This window comes from Streptomyces montanus (genome assembly GCF_005786655.1).
Taxonomy (GTDB): domain Bacteria; phylum Actinomycetota; class Actinomycetes; order Streptomycetales; family Streptomycetaceae; genus Streptomyces; species Streptomyces sporangiiformans.
Window position 1 is genome coordinate 5,668 of sequence record NZ_VBZC01000072.1, and the last position, 20,864, is coordinate 26,531.

General features: G+C 69.2%; 23 protein-coding genes and 1 pseudogene. 13 read left to right on the forward strand and 11 right to left on the reverse strand.

Annotation, left to right across the window (positions count from 1 at the left end; all coding sequences use genetic code 11):
* From FE633_RS48935 to FE633_RS40260, 6 genes and pseudogenes are all read right to left on the reverse strand, one after another.
* Positions 1-800 (reverse strand): annotated as a pseudogene (locus tag FE633_RS48935) (type VI secretion protein); the annotation flags it as partial.
* Between the two features lie 43 nt (positions 801-843).
* Positions 844-2,265 (reverse strand): ATP-binding protein, encoded by a 1,422-nt coding sequence (locus tag FE633_RS40240; RefSeq protein ID WP_138050122.1) that lies wholly within the window; start codon positions 2,263-2,265, stop codon positions 844-846.
* A gap of 6 nt (positions 2,266-2,271) precedes the next feature.
* Positions 2,272-3,831, reverse strand: coding sequence for an SCO6880 family protein (locus tag FE633_RS40245; protein ID WP_138050123.1), 1,560 nt, complete (start codon positions 3,829-3,831; stop codon positions 2,272-2,274).
* The gene (locus FE633_RS40250) at positions 3,828-5,177 is read right to left on the reverse strand and encodes a hypothetical protein (RefSeq protein WP_138050125.1); all 1,350 of its coding nucleotides are present in this window, start codon (positions 5,175-5,177) and stop codon (positions 3,828-3,830) included. Before FE633_RS40250 ends, FE633_RS40245 begins: the two co-directional genes overlap by 4 nt.
* Complete coding sequence (locus FE633_RS40255) at positions 5,167-6,006, reverse strand: DUF8175 domain-containg protein (RefSeq protein WP_138050127.1); 840 nt, start codon at positions 6,004-6,006, stop codon at positions 5,167-5,169. The genes FE633_RS40250 and FE633_RS40255 overlap by 11 nt, the downstream gene beginning before the upstream one ends.
* 193 nt (positions 6,007-6,199) lie before the next feature.
* Positions 6,200-6,508, reverse strand: coding sequence for a hypothetical protein (locus FE633_RS40260; protein WP_119105211.1), 309 nt, complete (start codon positions 6,506-6,508; stop codon positions 6,200-6,202).
* Between the two features lie 621 nt (positions 6,509-7,129).
* On the opposite strand from FE633_RS40260, the gene FE633_RS40265 reads away from it, so the two are divergent.
* The 3 genes from FE633_RS40265 (at position 7,130) to FE633_RS40275 (ending at position 8,542) form a co-directional block, all read left to right on the forward strand.
* Positions 7,130-7,576 (forward strand): SRPBCC domain-containing protein, encoded by a 447-nt coding sequence (locus FE633_RS40265; RefSeq protein WP_119105219.1) that lies wholly within the window; start codon positions 7,130-7,132, stop codon positions 7,574-7,576.
* Positions 7,573-7,935, forward strand: a complete 363-nt coding sequence (locus tag FE633_RS40270) for an ArsR/SmtB family transcription factor (protein WP_138050129.1) — start codon at positions 7,573-7,575, stop codon at positions 7,933-7,935. Before FE633_RS40265 ends, FE633_RS40270 begins: the two co-directional genes overlap by 4 nt.
* A gap of 94 nt (positions 7,936-8,029) precedes the next feature.
* On the forward strand, positions 8,030-8,542 hold the full coding sequence (locus FE633_RS40275) for a hypothetical protein (RefSeq protein ID WP_138050130.1): 513 nt from the start codon (positions 8,030-8,032) through the stop codon (positions 8,540-8,542).
* Between the two features lie 7 nt (positions 8,543-8,549).
* Here FE633_RS40275 and FE633_RS40280 read toward each other — a convergent pair whose 3' ends face one another.
* Positions 8,550-9,347, reverse strand: coding sequence for an SGNH/GDSL hydrolase family protein (locus tag FE633_RS40280; RefSeq protein ID WP_138050132.1), 798 nt, complete (start codon positions 9,345-9,347; stop codon positions 8,550-8,552).
* A gap of 103 nt (positions 9,348-9,450) precedes the next feature.
* Here FE633_RS40280 and FE633_RS40285 point away from each other — a divergent pair, with 103 nt between their 5' ends.
* From FE633_RS40285 to FE633_RS40295, 3 genes are all read left to right on the forward strand, one after another.
* Positions 9,451-9,852, forward strand: coding sequence for an ArsR/SmtB family transcription factor (locus FE633_RS40285; protein ID WP_138050133.1), 402 nt, complete (start codon positions 9,451-9,453; stop codon positions 9,850-9,852).
* A complete protein-coding gene (locus FE633_RS40290; RefSeq protein ID WP_138050134.1) occupies positions 9,849-10,496 on the forward strand; it encodes an SRPBCC family protein in 648 nt (215 codons plus the stop codon). Before FE633_RS40285 ends, FE633_RS40290 begins: the two co-directional genes overlap by 4 nt.
* 142 nt (positions 10,497-10,638) lie before the next feature.
* Positions 10,639-11,538 (forward strand): aminoglycoside phosphotransferase family protein, encoded by a 900-nt coding sequence (locus tag FE633_RS40295; protein ID WP_138050135.1) that lies wholly within the window; start codon positions 10,639-10,641, stop codon positions 11,536-11,538.
* Positions 11,539-11,677: 139 nt separating this feature from the next.
* On the opposite strand, the gene FE633_RS40300 is transcribed toward FE633_RS40295, so the two are convergent.
* Positions 11,678-12,742 carry a LacI family DNA-binding transcriptional regulator gene (locus FE633_RS40300; RefSeq protein ID WP_212747333.1) on the reverse strand — a complete coding sequence of 355 codons (1,065 nt, stop codon included), beginning with the start codon at positions 12,740-12,742 and terminating at the stop codon, positions 11,678-11,680.
* A 305-nt stretch (positions 12,743-13,047) separates the two neighbouring features.
* Here FE633_RS40300 and FE633_RS40305 point away from each other — a divergent pair, with 305 nt between their 5' ends.
* Together FE633_RS40305 and FE633_RS40310 are read left to right on the forward strand one after the other, a co-directional pair.
* Positions 13,048-13,743 carry a ThuA domain-containing protein gene (locus FE633_RS40305; protein WP_138050136.1) on the forward strand — a complete coding sequence of 232 codons (696 nt, stop codon included), beginning with the start codon at positions 13,048-13,050 and terminating at the stop codon, positions 13,741-13,743.
* On the forward strand, positions 13,728-14,822 hold the full coding sequence (locus FE633_RS40310; protein ID WP_138050137.1) for a Gfo/Idh/MocA family protein: 1,095 nt from the start codon (positions 13,728-13,730) through the stop codon (positions 14,820-14,822). Before FE633_RS40305 ends, FE633_RS40310 begins: the two co-directional genes overlap by 16 nt.
* Here the strand turns inward: FE633_RS40310 and FE633_RS40315 are convergent.
* The 3 genes from FE633_RS40315 to FE633_RS40325 are packed head-to-tail and all read right to left on the reverse strand — an operon-like array spanning position 14,817 to position 16,133.
* Positions 14,817-15,092, reverse strand: a complete 276-nt coding sequence (locus FE633_RS40315; RefSeq protein ID WP_138050138.1) for a DUF397 domain-containing protein — start codon at positions 15,090-15,092, stop codon at positions 14,817-14,819. The two genes, FE633_RS40310 and FE633_RS40315, sit on opposite strands and share 6 nt — an antisense overlap.
* Complete coding sequence (locus FE633_RS40320) at positions 15,085-15,276, reverse strand: DUF397 domain-containing protein (protein WP_138050139.1); 192 nt, start codon at positions 15,274-15,276, stop codon at positions 15,085-15,087. Before FE633_RS40320 ends, FE633_RS40315 begins: the two co-directional genes overlap by 8 nt.
* An 11-nt stretch (positions 15,277-15,287) precedes the next feature.
* On the reverse strand, positions 15,288-16,133 hold the full coding sequence (locus FE633_RS40325; RefSeq protein ID WP_281291329.1) for a helix-turn-helix domain-containing protein: 846 nt from the start codon (positions 16,131-16,133) through the stop codon (positions 15,288-15,290).
* A 195-nt stretch (positions 16,134-16,328) separates the two neighbouring features.
* Between FE633_RS40325 and FE633_RS40330 the strand changes: the two genes are divergently transcribed.
* The 5 genes from FE633_RS40330 to FE633_RS40350 all read left to right on the forward strand — a co-directional run bounded on the left by FE633_RS40330 (position 16,329) and on the right by FE633_RS40350 (position 20,822).
* Positions 16,329-16,754, forward strand: a complete 426-nt coding sequence (locus FE633_RS40330) for an ATP-binding protein (RefSeq protein ID WP_138050141.1) — start codon at positions 16,329-16,331, stop codon at positions 16,752-16,754.
* 21 nt (positions 16,755-16,775) lie between these two features.
* A complete protein-coding gene (locus FE633_RS40335; protein WP_425473294.1) occupies positions 16,776-17,186 on the forward strand; it encodes a Uma2 family endonuclease in 411 nt (136 codons plus the stop codon).
* A gap of 78 nt (positions 17,187-17,264) precedes the next feature.
* Entirely contained in the window at positions 17,265-18,023 is a 759-nt protein-coding gene (locus FE633_RS40340) for a trypsin-like serine peptidase (protein WP_138050142.1), read from the forward strand.
* A gap of 22 nt (positions 18,024-18,045) precedes the next feature.
* The gene (locus FE633_RS40345) at positions 18,046-19,764 is read left to right on the forward strand and encodes a serine/threonine-protein kinase (protein WP_138050143.1); all 1,719 of its coding nucleotides are present in this window, start codon (positions 18,046-18,048) and stop codon (positions 19,762-19,764) included.
* A 113-nt stretch (positions 19,765-19,877) separates the two neighbouring features.
* Positions 19,878-20,822, forward strand: coding sequence for a C40 family peptidase (locus FE633_RS40350; protein WP_138050160.1), 945 nt, complete (start codon positions 19,878-19,880; stop codon positions 20,820-20,822).
* Positions 20,823-20,864: the final 42 nt, after the last annotated feature.

Consider the following 20,864-nt stretch of genomic DNA (forward strand, 5'->3'; position numbering starts at 1 on the left):
GCGAGGGGGGTGGTTGTTGGGGCGGGCGTTCCCGGATGGGGGTCCAAGGCAGCCGAGTGGGGAGAGGCCGTCGACGAGGTTACGGCCGCCGCCGATGCGGCCGGGTCGGTGTGGGCCGCCGGCGGAAGCCCCGAGTCAGCCGCGCCCGCAGGGGGAATGGCTGAGGCCGCCGCGCCCCCGAGCGGTGCGCCCGAGCCCGCACTCGCCCCAGGCGGAAATCCTGAGCCGACACCGTCCCCCGGCACCATGCCCGAGCCTGCAGCGCTCCCCGGCGCCATGCCCGAGCCTGCAGCGCTCCCCGGCGCCATGCCCGAGCCTGCAGCGCTCCCCGGCGCCGCGCCCGGGTCGGACGTGCCCGAGCCGTAAGGAGCCGCCGCACCTCCACGTCCACCCTCCGGGCCGAACGCCGCCGCCTTTCGTCGGGCCGCCCTTCCGGCTCTCCCCGCTCGCCACCTGGCCACCGTGCCCATCACGAACACGGTGAGGACCAGCAGCACCATCAACTGGCCGATGAACAGGCCCCAGAAGAGCCCGTACCCCGAGAGCTGGCCTTCCGGAGTGTCCGGCCACGCGCCGACGACGTCGTGCGGCTGCTGGATGAGGTGGCGCATCGCGAGCGGCGTGCGGGCGAAGGTGACCTTCGAGGGCCAGGAGCCGTGGTCGAAGAGGCCCGCCAGGCCCGTTGCCGACCACACCAACAGGGTCATGCCCAGCAGAAACGCGAGCACCCCGACCAACAGCCCGTCGGGGATGCCCCCTTCACCCCGTTCGCCCTCGCGGCGCCGCTCGTCCGGTCTCATCTCATGCCGCCGTTCTCATGCCGCCGTTCTCATGCCGCCGTTCTCAAGCCACCGTGGACTCGGACGAGTCGTCGAGGTCGCTCAGGTGCTGCTCCACGAACGCCGCCGCGCGCTCCTCCGCCTCCAACTCGGCGGCCCGCAGCGCGTCGTCCGACAGCTCGGCGGACGACTCCGTCATGGCGCGGTCGGTGAAGACGAGGGGGCGTTCCGTCTCGGTGATCAGGTGCTTGACCACCTGGACGTTGCCGTTGACGTCCCACACCGCGATACCGGGGGTCAACGACGGGATGATCTCCACCGCCCATCTGGGCAGGCCCAGCACCCGGCCCGTCGCCCTCGCCTCGTCCGCCTTCTGGGCGTAGATCGTCCGGGTCGAGGCCATCTTCAGGATCGCCGCGGCCTCCTTCGCCGCCGCCCCGTCGACCACGTCCGACAAGTGGTGGACGACCGCCACGAACGACAGACCCAGCCGACGGCCGAACTTCAGCAGGCGCTGGAAGAGCTGGGCGACGAACGGGCTGTTGATGATGTGCCACGCCTCCTCGACCAGGAAGATGCGCTTCTTCCGGTCGGGGCGGATCCACGTGTGCTCCAGCCACACGCCGACGATCGCCATCAGGATCGGCATGGCGATCGAGTTGCGGTCGATGTGGGACAGGTCGAACACGATCAGCGGCGCGTCCAGGTCGATGCCGACCGTCGTCGGGCCGTCGAACATGCCCCGCAGGTCACCGTCCACCAGACGGTCGAGCACCAGGGCCACGTCCAGGCCCCAGGCCCGTACGTCGTCTATGGCGACGTTCATCGCCTCCGCCGACTCCGGCTCAGGATGGCGCAGTTGCTCCACGATGTCCATCAGGACGGGCTGGCGGTCCACGATCGTCTCGTTGACGTACGCGTGCGCGACCTTCAGCGCGAAGCCCGAGCGCTCGTCGAGCCCGTGCCCCATCGCGACCTCGATGATCGTCCGGAGCAGTGCGAGCTGCCCGGTCGTGGTGATCGCCGGGTCGAGCGGATTGAGCCGGATCCCCATGTCGAGGGCCGCCGTCGGGTCGAGCCGGATGGGAGTGATCCCCAGCTCCTCGGCGATGAGGTTCCACTCGCCGACGCCGTCCTCACCCTGTGCGTCGAGCACGACGACCTGCCGGTCGCGGAACCTCAACTGCCGGAGGACGTATGTCTTTTCCAGGGCCGACTTGCCGTTGCCGGACTCGCCGAGCACCAGCCAGTGCGGTGCCGGGAGCTGCTGCCCGTACAGCTGGAAGGGGTCGTAGATGTAGCCCTTGCCGGAGTACACCTCGCGGCCGATGATGACGCCGGAGTCGCCGAGGCCGGGCGCGGCCGTCGGCAGGTAGACGGCCTGGGCCTGTCCGGTGGACGTACGCACCGGCAGCCGGGTCGTCTCCACCTTGCCGAACAGGAACGACGTGAAAGCTTCCGTGAGGACGGTCAGCGGATCCCGCATGAAGTCCTACCTCCGGATGCCGGTCGCGAACGGGAGTGTGTTGACGAAGGCTCGGTGGTGCTCGCGATCGCACCACTCGAGTTTCAGATACGACTTGCCGGCCGAGGCGCGGATCGTCCGCTTGTCGCGGGCGAGTGCCTCGGGGGAGCGGGACGAGACGGTGATGTAGCCGACGAGATTGACGCCGGCCGCGCCGCTCGCGAGGTCCTCGCCGCGCTGGTCCAGGCGGTTGTGCGAGGCGATGTCGCGCGGGTCGACGGTGCGGTTCATCTTGGCCTGGCGGCTGGCCTCCGCCTCGTCGTTCGTCTTCTCGGTCAGCATCCGCTCGATGGCGACCTCGGTGGGTTCGAGGTCCATGGTGACGGCGACGGTGCGGATGACGTCCGGCGTGTGGACCAGGAGGGGCGCGAGGAAGTTGACGCCGACCGGTGTCATCGGCCACTCCTTCACCCAGGCCGTGGCGTGGCACCAGGGTGCGCGGGTGGAGGACTCGCGGGTCTTGGCCTGGAGGTACGTCGGCTCCATGGCGTCCAGCTCGGCCGGCCAGGCGTTCCGTTTCGTCATCGCCTGGATGTGGTCGATCGGGTGGTCCGGGTCGTACATGGAATGGACGAGGGAGGCGAGGCGCCCCTGGCCCAGCGGCTGACGTACGCGGATGTCGGCTTCCTGCAACCGCGAGCAGATGTCGGTCAGTTCACGCGCCATGACGACGGCGAGCCCCGCGTCCTTGTCCAGCTTCTTGCCGCCCTGCGGGCGCGCGGCCCGTGCCATCGCCTGGCCCTCGGCGGCGAGTTCGCGCGAGTAGTGCATGCAGGCCACCAGGTACGCGCGGTGCTGCTCGCTGCTGGTGGACACCATGGACTGGAGCTGGTCGTACGACTGCCGCAGCCAGCCGGGGGAGCGCTCGTCTCCTCGTACGGCGACGTCCTTGGCGTGGGCGTCCGGGTCGGCGGGGAGGGTGCGGGCGAGCATCTGGAGGCGGGTGACGAAGCCGTCGCCGTTCGCGACGTGCTTGAGCAGCGTCCCGAACCGGTCGACGAGGGCCTCCTGGTCCTCGGAGTCGCGCAGGCCGACGCCCGGCCCCTCGATCTCGATCGCGGCCGTGACGGTGCGCCGGTCGGCGTGCAGGAGGACCGCGATCTCGTCCGGTCCGAAGGGCGCGGCCAGCCAGCTGATACGTCCGATGCCCGGCGGCGGGCCGATCTCGACCTCACGGCCGTCGGTGTGGGTGCCGGCCTCCATGACGTTGCTGCGGTACGTCGTGCCCTGGCGGAGCGTTCTCTTGAAACTGCGGTTGATCTCGAACCACCTGTAGAAGGTGCGGCGCTTGTACGGCACGTACACCGCCGCGAGCGCCAGCATCGGGAAGCCCACCAGCAGGACGATGCGCAGGGAGAGCACGGGGACGAGCAGGCCGCACATCATGCCGAGGAACGCGCCCACGATGATCAGCGCGATCTCGCCGGATTCGCGGTTCTTGCCGACGATCGCGTTCGGCCGGGCGCGGCCGATCAGATATGTACGGCGGGGCGTGACCGGATGGGACACGTGGGACTCGGTCGTCAACGCCCTTCACCTCCCGAGCGGTTGGTACTGCTGTTGCGGGTGTTGCTGGCGTGGGGGGTGTTCGCCGGGCTGCCGCTGCGCGGCGGGGGCGCGGTGGCCGCGGGGGCGGGGGCGGATCCTCCGCCGCCGCCGCTGGAGGACGGGCGTGTGCTGTGGGCTGCCACGCCGCCGGAGGCGGGGTTGGTCGGGCGGGGGCCGCCGCCGCCCTGGTCGCCGCCGCCGCTGTTGTTGCCGGCCCGGGTGCTGTGCGTCTTGATGCCCTGGGCGACGAGGGTCGCGGGGGAGCTGATGACGGCCGCGGCCTTGCCCTCGGCGCCCTGCATGATGCGGTTGTGCCGGGAGTGCGCGATCTCGTCGCCGAAGCCGGGTACGAAGCGGTAGATCATCGCGCTCGCGAAGATGGCCAGCAGGATGATGGCGAGCCCGGAGACGACGGCCGAGAAGGCGTCCGGTCCGTCCTCGCCGGCCAGTGCGCCGGCGAGGCCCAGCACGATCACAATGACCGGCTTCACCAGAATCACCGCGATCATGATGCCGGCCCAGCGGCGCACATGGCCCCACAGGTTCTTGTCGACGAGACCCGCGTACACGACGGTGCCGAGCAGCGCGCCGACGTAGAGGAGGGCGGCGCGGATGACGAGTTCGAGCCAGAGGACTCCGGCCGCGAGGATGGAGACCAGGGACACGACGATGAGCATGATGGGCCCGCCGCCGATGTCCTCGCCCTTGCCCAGGGCGCCGGAGAAGTTGCCGAAGAACTGGTCCGTCTGGTTGCCGGTCGTCTTGGCCAGGACCTCCGCGACGCCGTCGGTCGCCGAGACGACGGTATAGAGGATCAGGGGTGTGAACGCGGACGCGAGGACCGTCAGCCAGAGGAACCCGATCGCCTCCGAGATGGCCGTGGTGAGGGGGACGCCTCGTACGGCCCGCTTGGCCACGGCCAGCAGCCACAGCAGGAGGGTGAGGATCGTCGACGCCGCGAACACGACGGCGTACTGCTGCAGGAACTCCGGGTTCGTGAAGTCGACGTTCGCCGTCTCCTTCACGGCCTCGCTGAGCTTGTCGATGGTCCAGGAGGCGGCGTCGGCGCAGCCCTTTGCCAAGGAGGAGAGGGGGTCGAGGGTGGAGGTGGGGTCCTTTAGGGTGCCGCCGCCTCCACCTCCGGAGCCGCCGTCATCTTCGCAGTACTCCTTGGCGGGGCCGATCAGAAGGTCACACGGCTCGTTCGACGGTGACGGCTTCGGAGTCGGTGCCGCGACGGCACGTGACGCCAGCATGACGACAACTGTTGGCACGGCGGCTACGGCAGCGGTGAGCTTGAGCATGCGCCTTGGGCTACCGGGCATACGTGAACCCTCCGTACTCCTCGATGGCCTTGCTGATCTCGTCCGAGGTGGCGGCCGTGTTATCGCCGGGAACGGGAGCTGGCCCGTCCTTCTGCGAGTCCGTGGTGATCTTCCAGTCGTCACTGGACCACTGAAGGTCGAAGGTCCACGTCTTCCAGGTAGAGCTGACGGGGTCGGTCGAGCCATCCCCCGACATGCCGATGAGCCCCATGTACCAGACCGCGACCTTTGCGCTGTTGTCCGTGTACTTCTGGACCTTGGTACCTACAGGGATCGTGCGCGAGACGAACGTGCTGCCCTGCGGCGGGTCGCCGTCCGCATCCAGGCCCAGCTTGCTAAGGAACGTTGCTGAGTACGCATCGTCCATAGGGCCCTGGATCTTGTTCGCCGCTGCGGACGTGTAGATGGTCTCGACGATCTCGTGCCGACTGTCCTTCTTGAACATCCCAGTCGAACCCAGCGCCACCGCATAGTTCGCCGCAGCCGACTCCGCGCCCTGGCGGTCATGGGCGAAGCCGGAGGGGATCCCTCCGGTCTTCGCCTCCACCGGGCGCTGGCCGGAGGCGGCCGTTGGGGACGTGTCCGTTCTCTCGCCGCTGTCGTCCCCCGATCCGGAATCACCGCCACCACGGTTCGCGAAGGCGATGGCGGCGATCAGGAGCACCACCACACCCACCACCGTGACGAGGCTGCGGGACGACGAGCGGCCGGTGCGGCGCGCGCCGCCGTAGACGTCACCGGAACCGTCGGGGAGCCGCGTACGGGTCTGGCCGGTGCCGCCGTACCCGCCCTCGTCGCCGCGCGAACCGTGCTCGTCACCGAGACTCATGTCGCGTACGCCCCCTCAATCTCGTGCTGGACCGCGTGGTACGACGGTAGCCGCGCGGGTACTCGCGCGGGCGCGGTGTGTGACTCGACATCAGGGAAACGCAACCTCAGCCGGTGGGCACGTCGGACGGGTGTGTTGGAGGGAATACGGGCGCGCCCGGCCGGGTCCGAGGGGGCGCCGGCCCGACGTCGGTCTACACGGCCATGCCGTACACGATGGTGAAGAGTGTGCCCAGCGAGCCGATGATGAAGACCCCGGTGAGGCCCGCGATGATGAGGCCCTTGCCTTGTTCGGCACTGAAGGTGTCGCGAAGGGCGGTGGCGCCGATACGCTGCTTCGCCGCGCCCCAGATCGCGATGCCGAGGCAGAGCAGGATGGCTACCGCCATCACGACTTCGATCATGACCCGCGCCTCGTTGCCCAGGTTGCCGAAGGGGCCCCAGTCCGGGGCGATCCCGCCGATGATCGTGGTGATATCGCCCTTTTCGGCTGCTACAAACATGTAAGTCACCGCCCCTGGTGGGTAGTTCCGCACCCCCTGCCACTGCGCAGAGGTCAGGCATCATTGTCGCTGACAATGTCGCTGTCGTATGTCGACTTGGCGTCATTGGTTGGCGGGTTTCGTATGTGTCCCTTGCCACCAGTCCGGACGTGGCCCTTGCGGGGTGCGGGCCGGTGGGCAAGAAGGTGCACGGTCACTCTGTGTATCACGGCAGGTCACGCCGGGCAATGAAGTCGAACCGGAACCTGTGGTGTGGTTCCGTCGTTAAACCCCTTCTACGTGGCGGCCTTCCGCTCCGCCCCGCCCATCGAGCCCGCCCGCGTCCCATGTGCGCCGGTCCGTCGTGCCGATGGTGTCCGGGTCGCCCGTCTCCTGGTGAGTAGACGCCGCCCGTTCTGCCCGTTCCGCCTTCGCGAAGGCTATCTCGGGGCGGGGTGCGGGGAGCTGTCGGGGTGTCAGGGCTTGTGCCGGGCTTGTGCCGGGCTTGTACGGGACTTTCTGCCGGACGTGTGATCCGGTGGCGGGTGGATCTGAGTGCAACTCTCGGGTTGCACGTGGAGGGTCTATGTGCAACTCTGGAGTTGCATCTGATGGCGCAGTGCGGCAGTGAAGGAGTCCCTCATGAGTGAGGACCGCATCGAACGCGAAACGTTGATCGCGGCACCCCTGGAGCGGGTCTGGTCGCTGGTGGCCCAGCCCGGGTTCTGGGTCGCCGACAAGGCGAGCCTGCCCGGCACCGTGGCCAGGGAAGGCGAGTCGATGGTGGCGAAGCACCCGGAGCACGGCGACTTCCCGGTGCGTGTGGAGAAGGTCGAGTCCCCCACGTACTTGGCATACCGCTGGACCAGCGCGTTCCCCGGAGAGGAACTGCGTGAGGACAACAGCACCCTCGTGGAGTTCACGCTGACTCAGGAAGGCGACCAGACGCGGCTGCGCGTCGTCGAGAGCGGGTTCGCGGCGCTGGCCGGGTCCGAGGAGCTGCGCAGCCAGAACCTGAAGGACCACACCCAGGGCTGGCCCCTGGAGCTCGGAGCGCTCAAGGAGCGCGCCGAACAGCCCTCCGCATGACGGAAGAAGGTCCCGGCGCCGCCGAGGCCGTCGACAGTGTCCTCGTCGCGCTGGCCGACCCGACGCGTCGTCAGCTGCTCGATCTGCTGGCCGCGCGGGGCGAGGTCACCGCGACGACGCTGGCCGAACACCTCCCCGTCTCGCGGCAGGCGGTGGTCAAGCACCTCGCAGCCCTGGACGCCGCGGGGCTGGTTTCCCGCAGCAAGGTCGGACGCGAGGTCCGGTACGCGGTGCGGCCGGCCCCGCTGAACGCGACGGCGCGGTGGATGGCCTCGCTGGCGGCCGACTGGGACCGGCGATTGGCGAACATCAAGCGCGTCGCCGAGGCGGCGGAGGCGGCTGAGCGTGATTCGCGCTAGCCAGGGCATGTTCGGCCGGCCGTGGCGACGAACCTCACGTCGTCACGGTGCTTCCCAAAGTCACTTCGCGCACGACTGCAGAAAGAAGAAGACCATGGTGGACACCGCCCCGCTTCGGGACGCCTACCGCGCGCTGCTGGACGCCGCTGCCACAGTGGCCGACTCGGGCGACGCGAACCCCGTCCCGCCGGCCGGCGAGTGGAACGCCGACCAGATCCTGGCGCACGTGACCATCGTCAATGCCGCCACCATCGCCGCCGTCTCCTCAGTCGCTTCGGGAGCGAACGCGACGTACGACAACCGCATGGCGCTCGACACCTGGACCATCGACCGCATCATCGCGCGCGCCGGCGGCAACGCCGGGCTTCGGGACCGCATTCGCCTCCAAGGAGACGCCCTCTGCGGACTCGCCGGACCGATGCTGAGCGAGGCCGAACTCGACGCCCCGGTGCCCACCCTGCTCCTGTCCAACGACACGGTCCTGGTCGATCAGCTCGTGCCGCTGAGGGACCTCATCACGGGCCTCGCGCAAGTGGAGCTGCCTGGCCACACGAAACAGCTGCTGGCCCTGCTGCCGGAAGGCGGCGGGGCCGAAGCCGCGACGTGATCCCGGCTCAGGTCAGCTTCTTGTCCGTCACCCATGGCGTCAGCTCAGGCCGCTTGGCGGTGCGCCCGTCTCCCGAGGAACGGCCCCGCAGCCGCCGCCAGGCCCAGGGCCCCAGGAATCCCACGGCCCAGCGCACATCGGCACTCGTGGTGCGCAGGGCGGAGACCGGGGCGGGCGGCGGCAGCGGGGGCAGCGGGGCGGTCCAGTCGGCGTGACCAGGCAGACCGAGGGTGTGTGCCATGCCCGAGGCGAGCCGGGCGTGGCCAAGCGGCCCCGCGTGGATCCGGTCCGGGCTCCACAGTCGCGGGTCGGACGTGACCGGATGCGGGAAGACGTCCAGGACGGCGACGCCGTGGCGTTCCGCGGCGGCGCGCAGACGGGCGTTGAGGTCGAGGACGCGCGGCAGCGCGCGGCGGGCGAACGGTGAGACCTTCCCCAGGTCGGGGTACGTCACGGTGGCCACCCGGGCACCCGACTCGGTGAGCCGCGCGAACATCTCCTCGATGTCTCCCACGATCCGCTCGGCGTCGAAGCCGGGGCGCACCAGGTCGTTCATGCCCGCCACGACGGTCACCAGGTCCGGCTTCAGCGCGAGGGCCGGTTCGAGCTGCTCCGCCCTGATCTGCGCCGTCACCTTCCCGCGTACGGCGAGATTGGCGTACGTGAAGTCCGAGTTCCCCTCCGCCAGGATCTCGGCGAGCCGGTCCGCCCAGCCCCGGTGGCCGTGCACCTCGTCCCCGTCGCCGATGCCTTCCGTCTGACTGTCGCCGATGGCGACGTACCGCGTGTACGGGTGCGTGGTCATGCGCCGAGCTTCGTGCCGGTCCTCGGGTGCGGTCAATGCTGATGTCCCTGCCGGGCCCATAGATCACTTGACGCTTATATAAGCGAGAAGCTATATATGGGCCATGCACGCGTTCGATGTGCTCGGAGACCCCGTGCGCCGCAGGATTCTCGAGCTTCTCGCCGATGGGGAGATGAGCTCGGGGGCGGTGACCGAGGTCATCAGGGATGAGTTCGGGATATCGCAGCCCGGGGTCTCGCAGCACCTCAAGGTCCTGCGGGAGAACGGGTTCGCCACGGTACGGCCGGAGGGCACCCGGCGGTTGTACGCGGTGAACTCGGAGCCGTTGCGGGACATCGACGCGTGGCTGGGCCAGTTCCGGCGGTTCTGGACACCGCACCTGGACGCCCTGGCCACAGAGCTGGCGCGGGGAAAGCGCGAGCGCCGCCTCCGAGAAGCCGGCCGAGACACGACCGCAGGTAACCGAGCGGAGAACCAAGTACGTCCCCCGAGGAGCAACACATGATCGACGTCACCCATCAGATCAATGCCGTACGGCGCCAGGTCGGCAAGCGCATGTTCAAGGCCGGCGAGGCCCGTGTCGTCACGGTGAGTCAGACGTACGACTCGGACGTCGAGGACGTCTGGGACGCCTGTACCAACGCCGAGCGCATCCCGCGCTGGTTCCTGCCCGTCTCGGGCGACCTGACTCCGGGCGGCCGCTACCAGCTGGAGGGCAACGCGAGCGGGACGATCGAGCGGTGCGATCCCCCCAAGGGCTTCGCCGCCACATGGGAGTACGACGGGCATGTGAGCTGGATCGAGCTCCGGCTCACGCCGGGTGCCGAGGGCGGCACGCGGTTCGAACTCGCGCATCTCGCCCACGTCGACGACGACCCGAAGTGGGCGGAGTTCGGCCCCGGCGCCGTCGGTGTGGGGTGGGATCTGGCGGTCATGGGCCTGGCCATGCATCTGTCCTCCGGAGGACGCGTCAATGATCCCCAGGAGGTGGGGGCGTGGCTCGTGTCCGAGGAGGGCAAGCGGTTCATGATGCTCAGCAGCCAGGGCTGGTGCGACGCGAACGTCGCCGCCGGCGAGGACGTGGCGGTCGCGCGGACGGCGGCCGACGCCACGACCGCCGCCTACACCGGCGCTTCGCCGGAGTCCTGACCAGGGGGGCGAACTCGGGCCAGTGCCGGCAGGAGGGTGTCTCGCGAGTGGATGACACTTTGGCGCGAAGTGTTCACGGTTTTCGACAGGCTTGGCGGGGGGACAGCTTGTACGTCGGCCACGCAACCCGCAGGAGCTGCTCTTGGCAACCGGGAGAACCGCGGACGCTCGCCCCGCGATCGATGCCGTACTGGCCAGGCGGCTGGTCGATACGCAGTTCCCGCAGTGGGCCGACCTGCCTCTCAAGCTGCTCGACCCGGCCGGCTCGGACCATGTGATCTACCGGCTGGGCGAGGAGCTGTCCGTCCGGCTGCCCCGCCACGCCGGGGCCATCGGACAGGCCAGGAAGGAGTCCGAGTGGCTTCCCCGGCTCGCCCCGCACCTGCCACTGGCCGTCCCGGTACCGGTGGGGGTGGGTCAGCCTGACTTCGACTACCCGTGGCCGTGGGCGGTGTCCCGCTGGCTGGACGGTGAGGTGGCGACCGTCGAGGCATTGGCCGGCTCATCCGCGGCTGCCGTCGAACTGGCGGAGTTCCTGACCGCCCTTCAGCAGTTCGTGCCCCAGGACATCCAGGTCGAGGACGCCGGCGAGGACCTCGCCGTCCGGCCCTTGGCCGACCGGGACCGCACGACGCGAGCCGCCATCGCGGAGGTCGACGGCGCGTTCGATGCCGCGGCCATGACCGAGCTGTGGGACGCGGCGTTGAGCGCCCCGGGATGGGATCGCCCTCCGGTCTGGTTCCACGGCGACTTCCACACCGGCAATCTGCTGACCGTCGACGGCCGCCTCAGCGCGGTCATCGATTTCGGTGGGCTCGGCATCGGCGACCCGGCCTGCGACCTGACCATCGCGTTCACCCTGATGTCGGCCGGGAGCCGGGCCGCCTTCCGGGCCGCACTCGGCGTGGACGACGCCACCTGGACCCGGGGCCGCGGCTGGGCGTTGACCACCGGCCTGAACGCCTACACCTCCTACGCCGCCGTCAACCCCCGGGTCGCCGTGCAGACGACCCGCCAGATCACCGAGGCACTGATCGGCTGAGTAACCGATTCCCGGAACGGACAGTCGAACTGGGCCGTATCGGCGGCACGGAGGCCCGGGCGGGTGGCATTCAGCGGCACGTTGGCGCGGGTGTGCCTCGGTGTACGGCAGGCCCGCCGAGGTGAGGGGCGCGGTGGCGTCAGTGGTCGTGACCGTGGCGCCCGTTGCCGGTGGCGCGGCACGTGGTTGTGGTCGCGGGCGGTGCGGTCGAATCTCTGACGACGAGCTTCGTGGCGAGCTCGGTGCGCTTGGCGGCGAAGGGTTCGCCCTTGATCTGCCGGAGCAGGGAGTCCAGCGCGGCTCGGGCTATCGCGTTCAGCGGCTGGTTCACGGTCGTCAGCCGGGGGACGGACTCCTCGGCCAGGTAGGACCCGTCGAACCCGACCACACTGAGGTCCCGGGGGATGGCGATGCCGCTGCGGCGTGCCCCGGCGAGAATGCCGGAGGCGATGAGGTCGTTGGCCGCGAAGATCGCTGTGGGGGGAGTGCCGAGGGAGAGCAGTGCGGTGAGGCCGCGGACTCCGTGTTCGGCGTGGAACTGGCCGTTGACGATGTACTGCTCGTCGACGGGGATGCCCGCGGCCATGAGAGCGGCCAGGTAACCGTGCAGGCGGGCGAGGTTGCAGTCGACGGTCACGGCACCGCCGACGAACGCGATGCGGCGGTGGCCGAGTTCGATGAGGTGCTCGGTCGCCGACTTGCCGCCGGCCCAGTCGGTGGCCCCGACGCTCACGACGTCCGACGGTGTGTTGTGCGGGTCGATGACCACCACGGGGATCTTCCGGCGGAGGAAGGCGTTGAGCTGTGAGTCCCTTACGGCGGGGGTGACCACCAGGAGCCCCCGGCGTCCCTCCTCGACCATGCGCCGAGCCCGGGTTTCCGGTGTCGGACGCTGGGCGGACGGCTCACTCGTCCCGCTCGCGGCCGTCTTGCTCACGACCGTTTCGATGCCGAGCTCGACGGCGTAGTCGAGCAGCCCGTCAAGGATCTCGGTCATGTAGCCGGAGCCGAGCGAGCCGATCAGAATCTCGACGACCGGGGGGCCGACGGCGACGGTTCTCGCGGCGCGTCGTTGCCGGGGAGACTCGTATCCCGCTTCCTCGAGCGCCCTGACCACCCGGGCTCTGGTCTCCGCGGAGACGTCGGTCCGGCCGTTGAGCACCTTCGACACCGTCGGCGCCGACACGCCTGCTCGACCGGCCACGGCCGCGAGGGTCGGCTTGGGTGCTTTCCGCACCGCATCACGCATGGATCGCCGCCCCCACGGAACGAAATAATTTCGGACCGGCTCAGCGTGGCGGCCCTCGGGTGCCGAGTCAAGCAGCGTCCCTGATCTGCGAAAAGAATGACTCGGTCATCGGATACCGCCTCAGATCTCGCGACGTGTTGGGGCGAGTGCTGAGATCCGGCGTCCTTGACGCTGCCTGACCTGCTCCTTAAGGTCACCCCGGATTTCGAGTTCATCCGAAATTATTTCGAATCCCGGTAGGCGAAGGAGAACGTCTGACCATGCACCGCAGACAAGCCCTCGTCGTGCGTGGCGGCTGGGAGGGCCATCAACCGGTCCAGGCGACCGAGTCGTTCCTTCCCCATCTGAAGAACCACGGGTACGAGGTACGCGTCGAGGAGTCCCCTCAGGTCTACGCGGACGCCTCCTTCATGGCCGACGTCGACCTGGTCGTGCAGTGCGTGACCATGTCGACCATCGAGGAGGGGGAGGTGCGGGGCCTGCGCGCCGCGGTCGAGGCGGGCACCGGCCTTGCCGGATGGCACGGCGGCATAGCCGACTCCTACCGCAACAGCTCCGACTACCTGCACCTGATCGGCGGACAGTTCGCCTGCCACCCCGGGGTGCATCCCGCGGAACGCACGGGCGAGCAGTCCGACAACTACGTCCCTTACACGGTCAACATGCTGCCCGCGGCCGCCGACCACCCCATCACCCGCGGCATCGACGATTTCGAACTCGTCACCGAGCAGTACTGGGTGCTCTGCGACGACTACATCGATGTGCTGGCCACGACCACGCAGAAGGTACGGGACTGGGACCCGTGGAAGAGGCCCGTCGTGTCCCCGGCGATCTGGACCAGGCAGTGGGGACACGGCCGGGTGTTCGTCGCCACTCCTGGTCACCACATGCCGGTTCTGGAGGACCGCAATGTGAGGACCATCATCGAGAGAGGACTGCTGTGGGCAAGCCGCTGAACATCGGAATCATCGGCTGTGGTGTCATCAGCGGCCAGTACCTCGCGAGTTTCGACAGGCTGGTGACGGTCGACCTGGTCGCTGTCGCCGACCTCGCCCCCGATCGCGCCGCGGCAGCCTCAGAGGGCCGTGCCGGGGTGAGAGCGTCCACGGTCACAGAGCTGCTGTCCGCCGCCGACGTGGAACTCGTGGTCAATCTGACCGTCCCCGACGCACACGCGGAGATAGCCCTTCAGGCGATCACGGCCGGGAAGAGCGTCTACGGGGAGAAGCCGCTCGCCGCAACCGCCGCCCAGGCGCGAGCCGTTCTCGAAGCGGCGGCGAAGGCGGGCGTCGTCGTCGGCTGCGCTCCCGACACGGTCCTGGGGACCGGCATCCAGACCGCCCGTGCGGCGATCGACGCAGGGCTGATCGGCGCACCCGTGGCAGCGACAGCCACCATGGTCGTCCCCGGCCACGAACGGTGGCACCCGAACCCGGACTTCTACTACGGGCCCGGGGGAGGCCCCCTGCTGGACATGGGCCCGTACTACGTGTCCGCCCTGGTCACGCTGCTCGGCCCGGTCACCTCGGTGCTCGGGACCGCCAGCCGCACCCGGCCCACCAGGATCATCGCGACCGGCCCGCGCAGCGGGGAAGTGATACCGGTCAGCACCGACACCCACGTCACCGGCGTCCTCACGCACGCGTCCGGGGCGCTGTCCACCCTCGTCATGAGCTTCGACGCCGTCGCCACGAAGTCGGCGAACATCGAGATCCACGGCGAAACCGGCAGCCTCGCGGTCCCGGACCCGAACCACTTCGCCGGAGAGGTGCAGCTGCGCCGCCTCCACGGCGACGCATGGGAGACCCTTCCCGTGTCCGCGGGGTACCGCGACGCCGGCAGGGGGTACGGAGTCGCGGACCTTGCGTTGACACCACCCGGTGAGGAACCGAGAGCCGGGGGCGTCCTCGGGTATCACGTACTGGACATCCTGGAATCCGTTCTCACTTCCGCTGCCGACGACCGAAGAGTGCGCGTGACGAGCACAGCGGAGAGACCCGCCCCCGTTCGCCTCCAGTCGCTCGACCGGCTATGAGGAATGAAGAGGGGGCGATGCGGCGTCCTCCGCTTCCTCGATGCCCTCGACGAAGTGGTCGAACTCGCCTGCCTGGACGCCGAGTACGAAGGCGTCCCACTTGCGGCGGTTGGTCGTCACGATGTTGTCCGGGGCGCTCGTCTCGCGGATGTAGACGGGAGCATCCCCGTCGCCCCCCTCGCCGAAGGCGATCTCGATCCAGGGGCCGGAACCTGTCGCCTCCGGCGGGGCGGCGCGTTCCCAGGTGAGGTTCGGGGGGACTTCAGCCACGGAGGGTTTCCTCCTTGAGAGTGCGGAGGAGAGCCGAGAAGGCATCCGGCGTGGTCCCGAGCACGGCTCGGGCCGGGTCGCTGCTTTCGGTGAGATGGATTGTGCCGGTGGGGGCGGCGGCGACGTTCACGCAGGAGTCGCCCTCGCCGCAGTAGGACGACTTCTGCCAGGTGTGTATGGGCATATCGGTTCCCTTCACAGGTCTTGGGCGATGCTGTGGATGAACTCGCGTGACTCCTTGGGGGCCAGGGCTTTGGCCTCCATACGTTCCAGGAGTAGGCGGTACTTGCTGAGCTGGGCCTCGGCGTCCAGGAACACCGGGCCGTGGGACTGGTCGAGGTGGACGGTGTCGAGCTGAGGCACCGGGCCGCTCGAGTAGAAGATCGACTGTCCTGATCCCGGGAAGCCTCCGGCCGCGAACGGGAGCACCTTGATGGTGATGTGCTCGCGTTCGCTCATGTCCAGCAGGTGCCGCAACTGAGCCTTGGCCACGGCGAAGCCGCCGAACTGCATGCGCAGAGCAGCCTCGTGGACAAGAGCCACGTACGGGGTTGGTGGGTCTCGGAAGATAACGGCCTGGCGCTTGATGCGGAACGAGACCCGATGCTCGATGTTGGGCGGCGAGAGGTCCGGCACGACTTGGCGGAACGTCTCCCGGGCGTGGTCCGTGGTCTGGAGCAGACCAGGCATGTGCACGGTGATGGCCGTGCAGAGACGCGCGGCGTGGTGTTCGACTTCGGCGAGGTCGAGTAGCGCGCTGGGCAGGATCTCGCGGTACTCCTCCCACCAGCCGCGCTTGCGGTCCCCCGTCATCCCGGCGATGGCCTCGACGAGCGCCGTGTCCGAGCAGTCGTAGTGGTAGGCCATGGTGCGTACCCGCTCAGGGCTCACACCCGCGCGTCCTGCCTCCATGTTGCTGATCTGGTTCTGCTTCACACCGAGCAGTTGACCCGCCTCGGTCGCGTTCAAGCCTGCGCGCTCTCTTAGTTTGCGCAGTTCAATGCCCAAGCGGAGTTGACGACCCGTCGGGTTGGTTCTCACGGGCTTGTCCGCCTCCTTGCTGCGGCCAGTCACCCACACGGGTGGCATCTCACGGTTTTAAGGGGAACTGTGTAATGCGTTATACGGCCGCCGCTATCTTATTGCCAGGCGCCCCGCCCAGAAGCACCCCGCTCGACGGAGCGGCCGCGGTCACTGGGCAACCGTCCAACTCCCCTCCGTGATCGGAGACTTCCGATGGCAACCGTATCCCCGTCCTGGGCCTACACCCTTCAACTCCCGCACGATCCCCGCGCACCGGGTGTCGCCCGCGCAACCCTCCGTACCGTCCTCGCCGCACACGACCTCACCCAACTCGGTCCCACAGCGGAGCTGTTGGCCTCCGAGTTGCTCACCAACGCCCACCTGCACACGAGCGGCCCGTACGCCCTGCGTCTGCGCGCCGCCGACACCGGGCGGCTCCGCATCGGCGTGTGGGACTCCGATCCCACCGTCCCGCCGGTCTTCGACGCCGTACCCGCGCGGGCCGAGCCGGACGCCGAACACGGTCGCGGTCTGCACTTCGTACGGGCATGCGCCGACGCGTGGGGCGCGTACACCCTGAGTGCCGCCCGGGGCGGCAAGCTGCTGTGGGCCGAGTGTCAGAGCGATGTCGTACGGTAATGCTCTGCATTCGGAGAGTGAATGGTGGGGTGGCGTGACACAGCTTGCGCTGCCGGAGGATCCGGACGACTACGTCACGCCGATCTCATCGTCCTGCCCATGGAGTGGGAGGATGACGACGACTGGCTGGCCGCTCCTGAAGACGCCGCGCTCGCGGTGGAGGTCATCTCCCAGCCCGAGAAGTCCAGGGAGATCAGGGACAAGGCCGACTGGTACGCCGTCGCGGGCGTGGCCGTCCTCCTGGTCGTCGATCCCCGCAAGGGCACCTGGGCCCTGCACACCCACCCGGACAACGGCGCCTACCGCGACGTGCTGCCCGGCAAGTTCGGGGAACCCGTGCCGCTGCCTCCGCCCCTCGCCTTCGAGGTCGCCACGGACCGCTTCCGCTTGTACGGCGATTCGCCGCGTGCCGGGCGAGGTGCACGCTCGTAGGAGTCGGACGACCGCTCACACAGGATTCTCAGGCGGGTCCAGGCGTTTCTCTCACCCGGTGTGGCAAGACTCTTCCCGATGCAGCACCCCACCCGTCCCCCCGGTATCCGGCGATACGCCTCCCTCGCCGCCGTCGCCCTGCTGGCCACCGGCTGCGTCTCCTCGGCGACCGCTCACTCCTCCCGTACACACGCCGAACCGCTCGGAGTCACCACAACGGCGGCAGCGAACGCCGCCGACGCCCGCATCGGGGTGCTCATCAGCGACGGTGCGCACTTCTGTACCGCCTCCGTCGTGCACAGCGAGGGGAGGGATCTCATCGCCACGGCCGCTCATTGCCTGGGCGGGGGCGGGCAGATCGTGTTCGTGCCCGGCTATCGGGACGGGAAGGCGCCGTACGGGGCCTGGGCCGTGACGAGGACTTACGTCGGCGATGGGTGGAAGGGGAGTCAGGACGAGGACAGCGACGTCGCGTTCGCTGTGGTGGCCGACCGCAACGGGAAGGGCGTCGAGGATGTCGTCGGGGCCAATCGTTTGGTGACGGGGCGGGCGACGGGGGCCGCCGTCGTGACCGTAACCGGGTATCCGAGCTCCCGCGAGACGCCCGTCAGCTGCAGAAACAAGCCCGTTGCTCACAGCCGTACGCAACAGCGCATCGCCTGCCCCGACTTCACCAGCGGCACGAGCGGCAGCCCATGGGTCAACCGGGACGGAGAGGTCGTGGGAGTGCTGGGGGGATACGAGCAGGGCGGGGCGACCGCGGACATCTCGTACAGCGTCGTCTTCGGAAACGAAGCGGCCGCGCTGTATCGGGAGGCGGCCTCGATGGGGAAGTGACCTTTGTGGCAAGGTCGGTTCGGTGGACGCACTCAAGGATCGGGATCCCGCGCAGATCGGCGCATACACGCTGCTCGCCCGGCTCGGTGCGGGCGGCATGGGGCAGGTGTACCTCGGTCGTTCGCCTGGTGGGCGGCTCGTGGCGCTGAAGGTGATCCGGGACGAGATCACCGATCATCCGGAGGCGCTGGCACGGTTCCGCCGCGAGGTCGACACCGCGCGGGCGGTGCGGAGTGCGTACACCGCGAATCTCATCGACGCGTCGCTGGACGCCGCGCCGTACTGGCTCGCCACCGAGTACGTGTCGGGGCCGACGCTCAGCGGGGCCGTCGCCGAGCGGGGGCCGCTGCCGCCCGAGACCTGCCGAGGGCTGTTCGCCTCGCTGGCGGAAGGCCTCGCGGCGGTGCACGAGCACGGCGTCACACACCGGGATCTCAAGCCGCAGAACGTCATCCTCGCGGCCCAGGGGCCGCAGCTCATCGACTTCGGGATCGCGCGGGGCGCCGGGCAGACGGCGCTCACCGAGGCGGGGTACGCGCCCGGCACGCCCGGCTTCACCGCTCCCGAGGTGCTGATGCGCAATGAGGTCGGGCCGGCGGCGGACGTGTTCGCGCTCGGCGCGACACTCGCGTACGCGGCTACCGGACGGCCTCCGTTCGGCATGGGCGAGCCCGCCGGAGTGAGCTACCGGGCCGTTCACGAGCCCATCGATCTCGCGGGCGTGGAACCGCAGTTGGCGCAGCTCGTCGAGGCCTGCGTCGCCAAGGACCCGGCAGCGCGGCCCGGTCTCGCCGAGGTCATCGCGCGGTGCGGGGTGCGGGCGGCGCTGGTCGAGGACACGTTCTACGGGGCGCTCGTGGGGCTGGGGGAGGCGGTGCCGCAGACGCCGCCTCAGGGCGTTCCGCCCGCTCCGGGCGCCCCGCCCCTGGGGCCGCACGAGATGCCGACGGCCTCGGCATCGGCCCCGGGTGTCCATGGGTACACGCCCACTCAGCTCTCCCAGCCGGAGCGTCGCCGTACCCGGCCCTGGATGGTCGCGGTGGCGGTGGGCCTCGTGGTGGGGGTCGGGGCGGCCTTCGTCCTGATCCCGCAGGACGACAAGGACGACAAGGGCGACAAGGATGGTGAGAGCAGTGCGAACGCTGACAAGTCGCCGACCAGCGCCGCCAGTTCACCGTCCTCGGGGGCGGCGAAGGGCGGCGCGCCCGCCTACGCGGAGGACAAGATCGACCGCAACCTCTGGGACTCGGCCACGAACAAGTGCAACCTGCCCTATGAAGAGCGGCCGAGTCAGAAGTTCCTGACGTCCATCGAGGACCCCGACGATCCGGAGCCCAAGGACCCGGCGACCGCCACGTTCGCCAACAAGGTGAAGATCGGGTTCGCCGACATGCTGGCGTCCTCCGGGGACGGCAAAGCGCCGTACTACGTCACCATCAGCGTGAAGCCGCCCCACGACATCGACCCGAGCACCGGAAAGCCCGTCGAGGGGCTGCTGAGCGACAACGTGAACGTGGGTTACACCAGCAAGCCGGTCGACCTGTACGGGGGCGGTGGCCCGAACAAGTGGAAGTACGCCACATACCCCGACGACTTCAGCAACTGGCCCAAGGGTCGCAAGCCGCTCCCCGCCATCCCTCTGGCCAACGACCCCGGTGCCTGGACCGTGCAGTTCCACCACGTCCGGACGCCTGGCGACTACGCGAGCATCCTGTGCACCGGGTTCACAGCGGCGAAATGACGCCATCCTCGACGCAAATGGCCTTGAACAGCACCGACATGGGGGAGGGTTGAGCCGTGCGGAAAGTATGGGTGGCCGGTGGCATCGCGGTCGGGCTCGGGCTGAGCTTCGTGATGCTGCTCGTCGTCGGGGTGTACATCACGGCAGGGAACCTTGCCAACGGCGTGGGCAAGGGGAGCGTCGGGCTCGCCAAGGGGGCCGTGCCCGCCACCTATCAGCCGCTCGTGCAGAAGTGGGGCAACCTGTGCCCCGCCATCAACCCCGCGCTGCTCGCCGCCCAGCTCTACCAGGAGAGCGGTTGGGATCCGGACGTCGTCAGCCCCGCCGACGCGCGCGGTATCGCGCAGTTCATCCCCGGCACCTGGGCCACCCACGGCGTCGACGGTGACGGGGACGGCGACCGGGACATCTGGGACCCCAACGACGCGATCCCGTCGGCCGCGTCGTACGACTGCTCTCTCGCGAAGTACGTGAAGGACGTGCCCGGGGACGTCACCGACAACATGCTCGCGGCCTACAACGCGGGCGCGTACCGCGTCATCAAGTCGGGCGGGGTGCCGGCGATCAGCGAGACGCAGCACTACGTCAAGACGATCCGCACCCTGGAGCAGAGCTTCGCCAAACCGGTGACCCGTGTCGATCCCTCGCGGCAGGCCGCCGGCGCCATCTCCTACGCCCAGAAGAAACTCGGCACCCCCTATCTGTGGGGCGGCAACGGCACGGCCGATCAGGGCGGTCGGTTCGACTGCTCGGGGCTGACGAAGGCCGCGTACGAGAATGTCGGCATCGAGCTGCCGCGGGTCGCCAACGATCAGTACAACGCCGGGCCGCACCCGCAGCGGGACGAACTGCTGCCGGGCGATCTGGTGTTCTTCTCGGACGACCTCACCAATTCCCGGGCCATCCGGCACGTGGGGATCTATGTGGGCGGCGGATACATGATCAACGCGCCGCGGCCGGGAGCCGTGATCCGGTTCGACCCGATCGACACGCCGGACTACTTCGGGGCGACCCGGGTCACCGAAGATGGCGCGAAAGCACTGCCGACACGGGTGTGAAGTGGCCGGATCTTTCCGTTACTGCCTGTTACAGTCACCCCC

Bases quoted from the DNA above. Each gene is read 5' to 3' on its own strand.
- FE633_RS40320 (WP_138050139.1), bottom strand. From the start codon at position 15,276: ATGCCCATACACACCTGGCAGAAGTCGTCCTACTGCGGCGAGGGCGAC.
- FE633_RS40335 (WP_425473294.1), top strand. From the start codon at position 16,776: ATGGTGGGGTGGCGTGACACAGCTTGCGCTGCCGGAGGATCCGGACGA.
- FE633_RS40350 (WP_138050160.1), top strand. From the start codon at position 19,878: ATGCTGCTCGTCGTCGGGGTGTACATCACGGCAGGGAACCTTGCCAAC.
- FE633_RS40275 (WP_138050130.1), top strand. From the start codon at position 8,030: ATGGTGGACACCGCCCCGCTTCGGGACGCCTACCGCGCGCTGCTGGAC.
- FE633_RS40265 (WP_119105219.1), top strand. From the start codon at position 7,130: ATGAGTGAGGACCGCATCGAACGCGAAACGTTGATCGCGGCACCCCTG.
- FE633_RS40255 (WP_138050127.1), bottom strand. From the start codon at position 6,006: ATGAGTCTCGGTGACGAGCACGGTTCGCGCGGCGACGAGGGCGGGTAC.
- FE633_RS40285 (WP_138050133.1), top strand. From the start codon at position 9,451: ATGCACGCGTTCGATGTGCTCGGAGACCCCGTGCGCCGCAGGATTCTC.
- FE633_RS40290 (WP_138050134.1), top strand. From the start codon at position 9,849: ATGATCGACGTCACCCATCAGATCAATGCCGTACGGCGCCAGGTCGGC.
- FE633_RS40305 (WP_138050136.1), top strand. From the start codon at position 13,048: ATGCACCGCAGACAAGCCCTCGTCGTGCGTGGCGGCTGGGAGGGCCAT.
- FE633_RS40270 (WP_138050129.1), top strand. From the start codon at position 7,573: ATGACGGAAGAAGGTCCCGGCGCCGCCGAGGCCGTCGACAGTGTCCTC.
- FE633_RS40260 (WP_119105211.1), bottom strand. From the start codon at position 6,508: ATGTTTGTAGCAGCCGAAAAGGGCGATATCACCACGATCATCGGCGGG.
- FE633_RS40280 (WP_138050132.1), bottom strand. From the start codon at position 9,347: ATGACCACGCACCCGTACACGCGGTACGTCGCCATCGGCGACAGTCAG.
- FE633_RS40340 (WP_138050142.1), top strand. From the start codon at position 17,265: ATGCAGCACCCCACCCGTCCCCCCGGTATCCGGCGATACGCCTCCCTC.
- FE633_RS40330 (WP_138050141.1), top strand. From the start codon at position 16,329: ATGGCAACCGTATCCCCGTCCTGGGCCTACACCCTTCAACTCCCGCAC.
- FE633_RS40250 (WP_138050125.1), bottom strand. From the start codon at position 5,177: ATGCCCGGTAGCCCAAGGCGCATGCTCAAGCTCACCGCTGCCGTAGCC.
- FE633_RS40240 (WP_138050122.1), bottom strand. From the start codon at position 2,265: ATGCGGGATCCGCTGACCGTCCTCACGGAAGCTTTCACGTCGTTCCTG.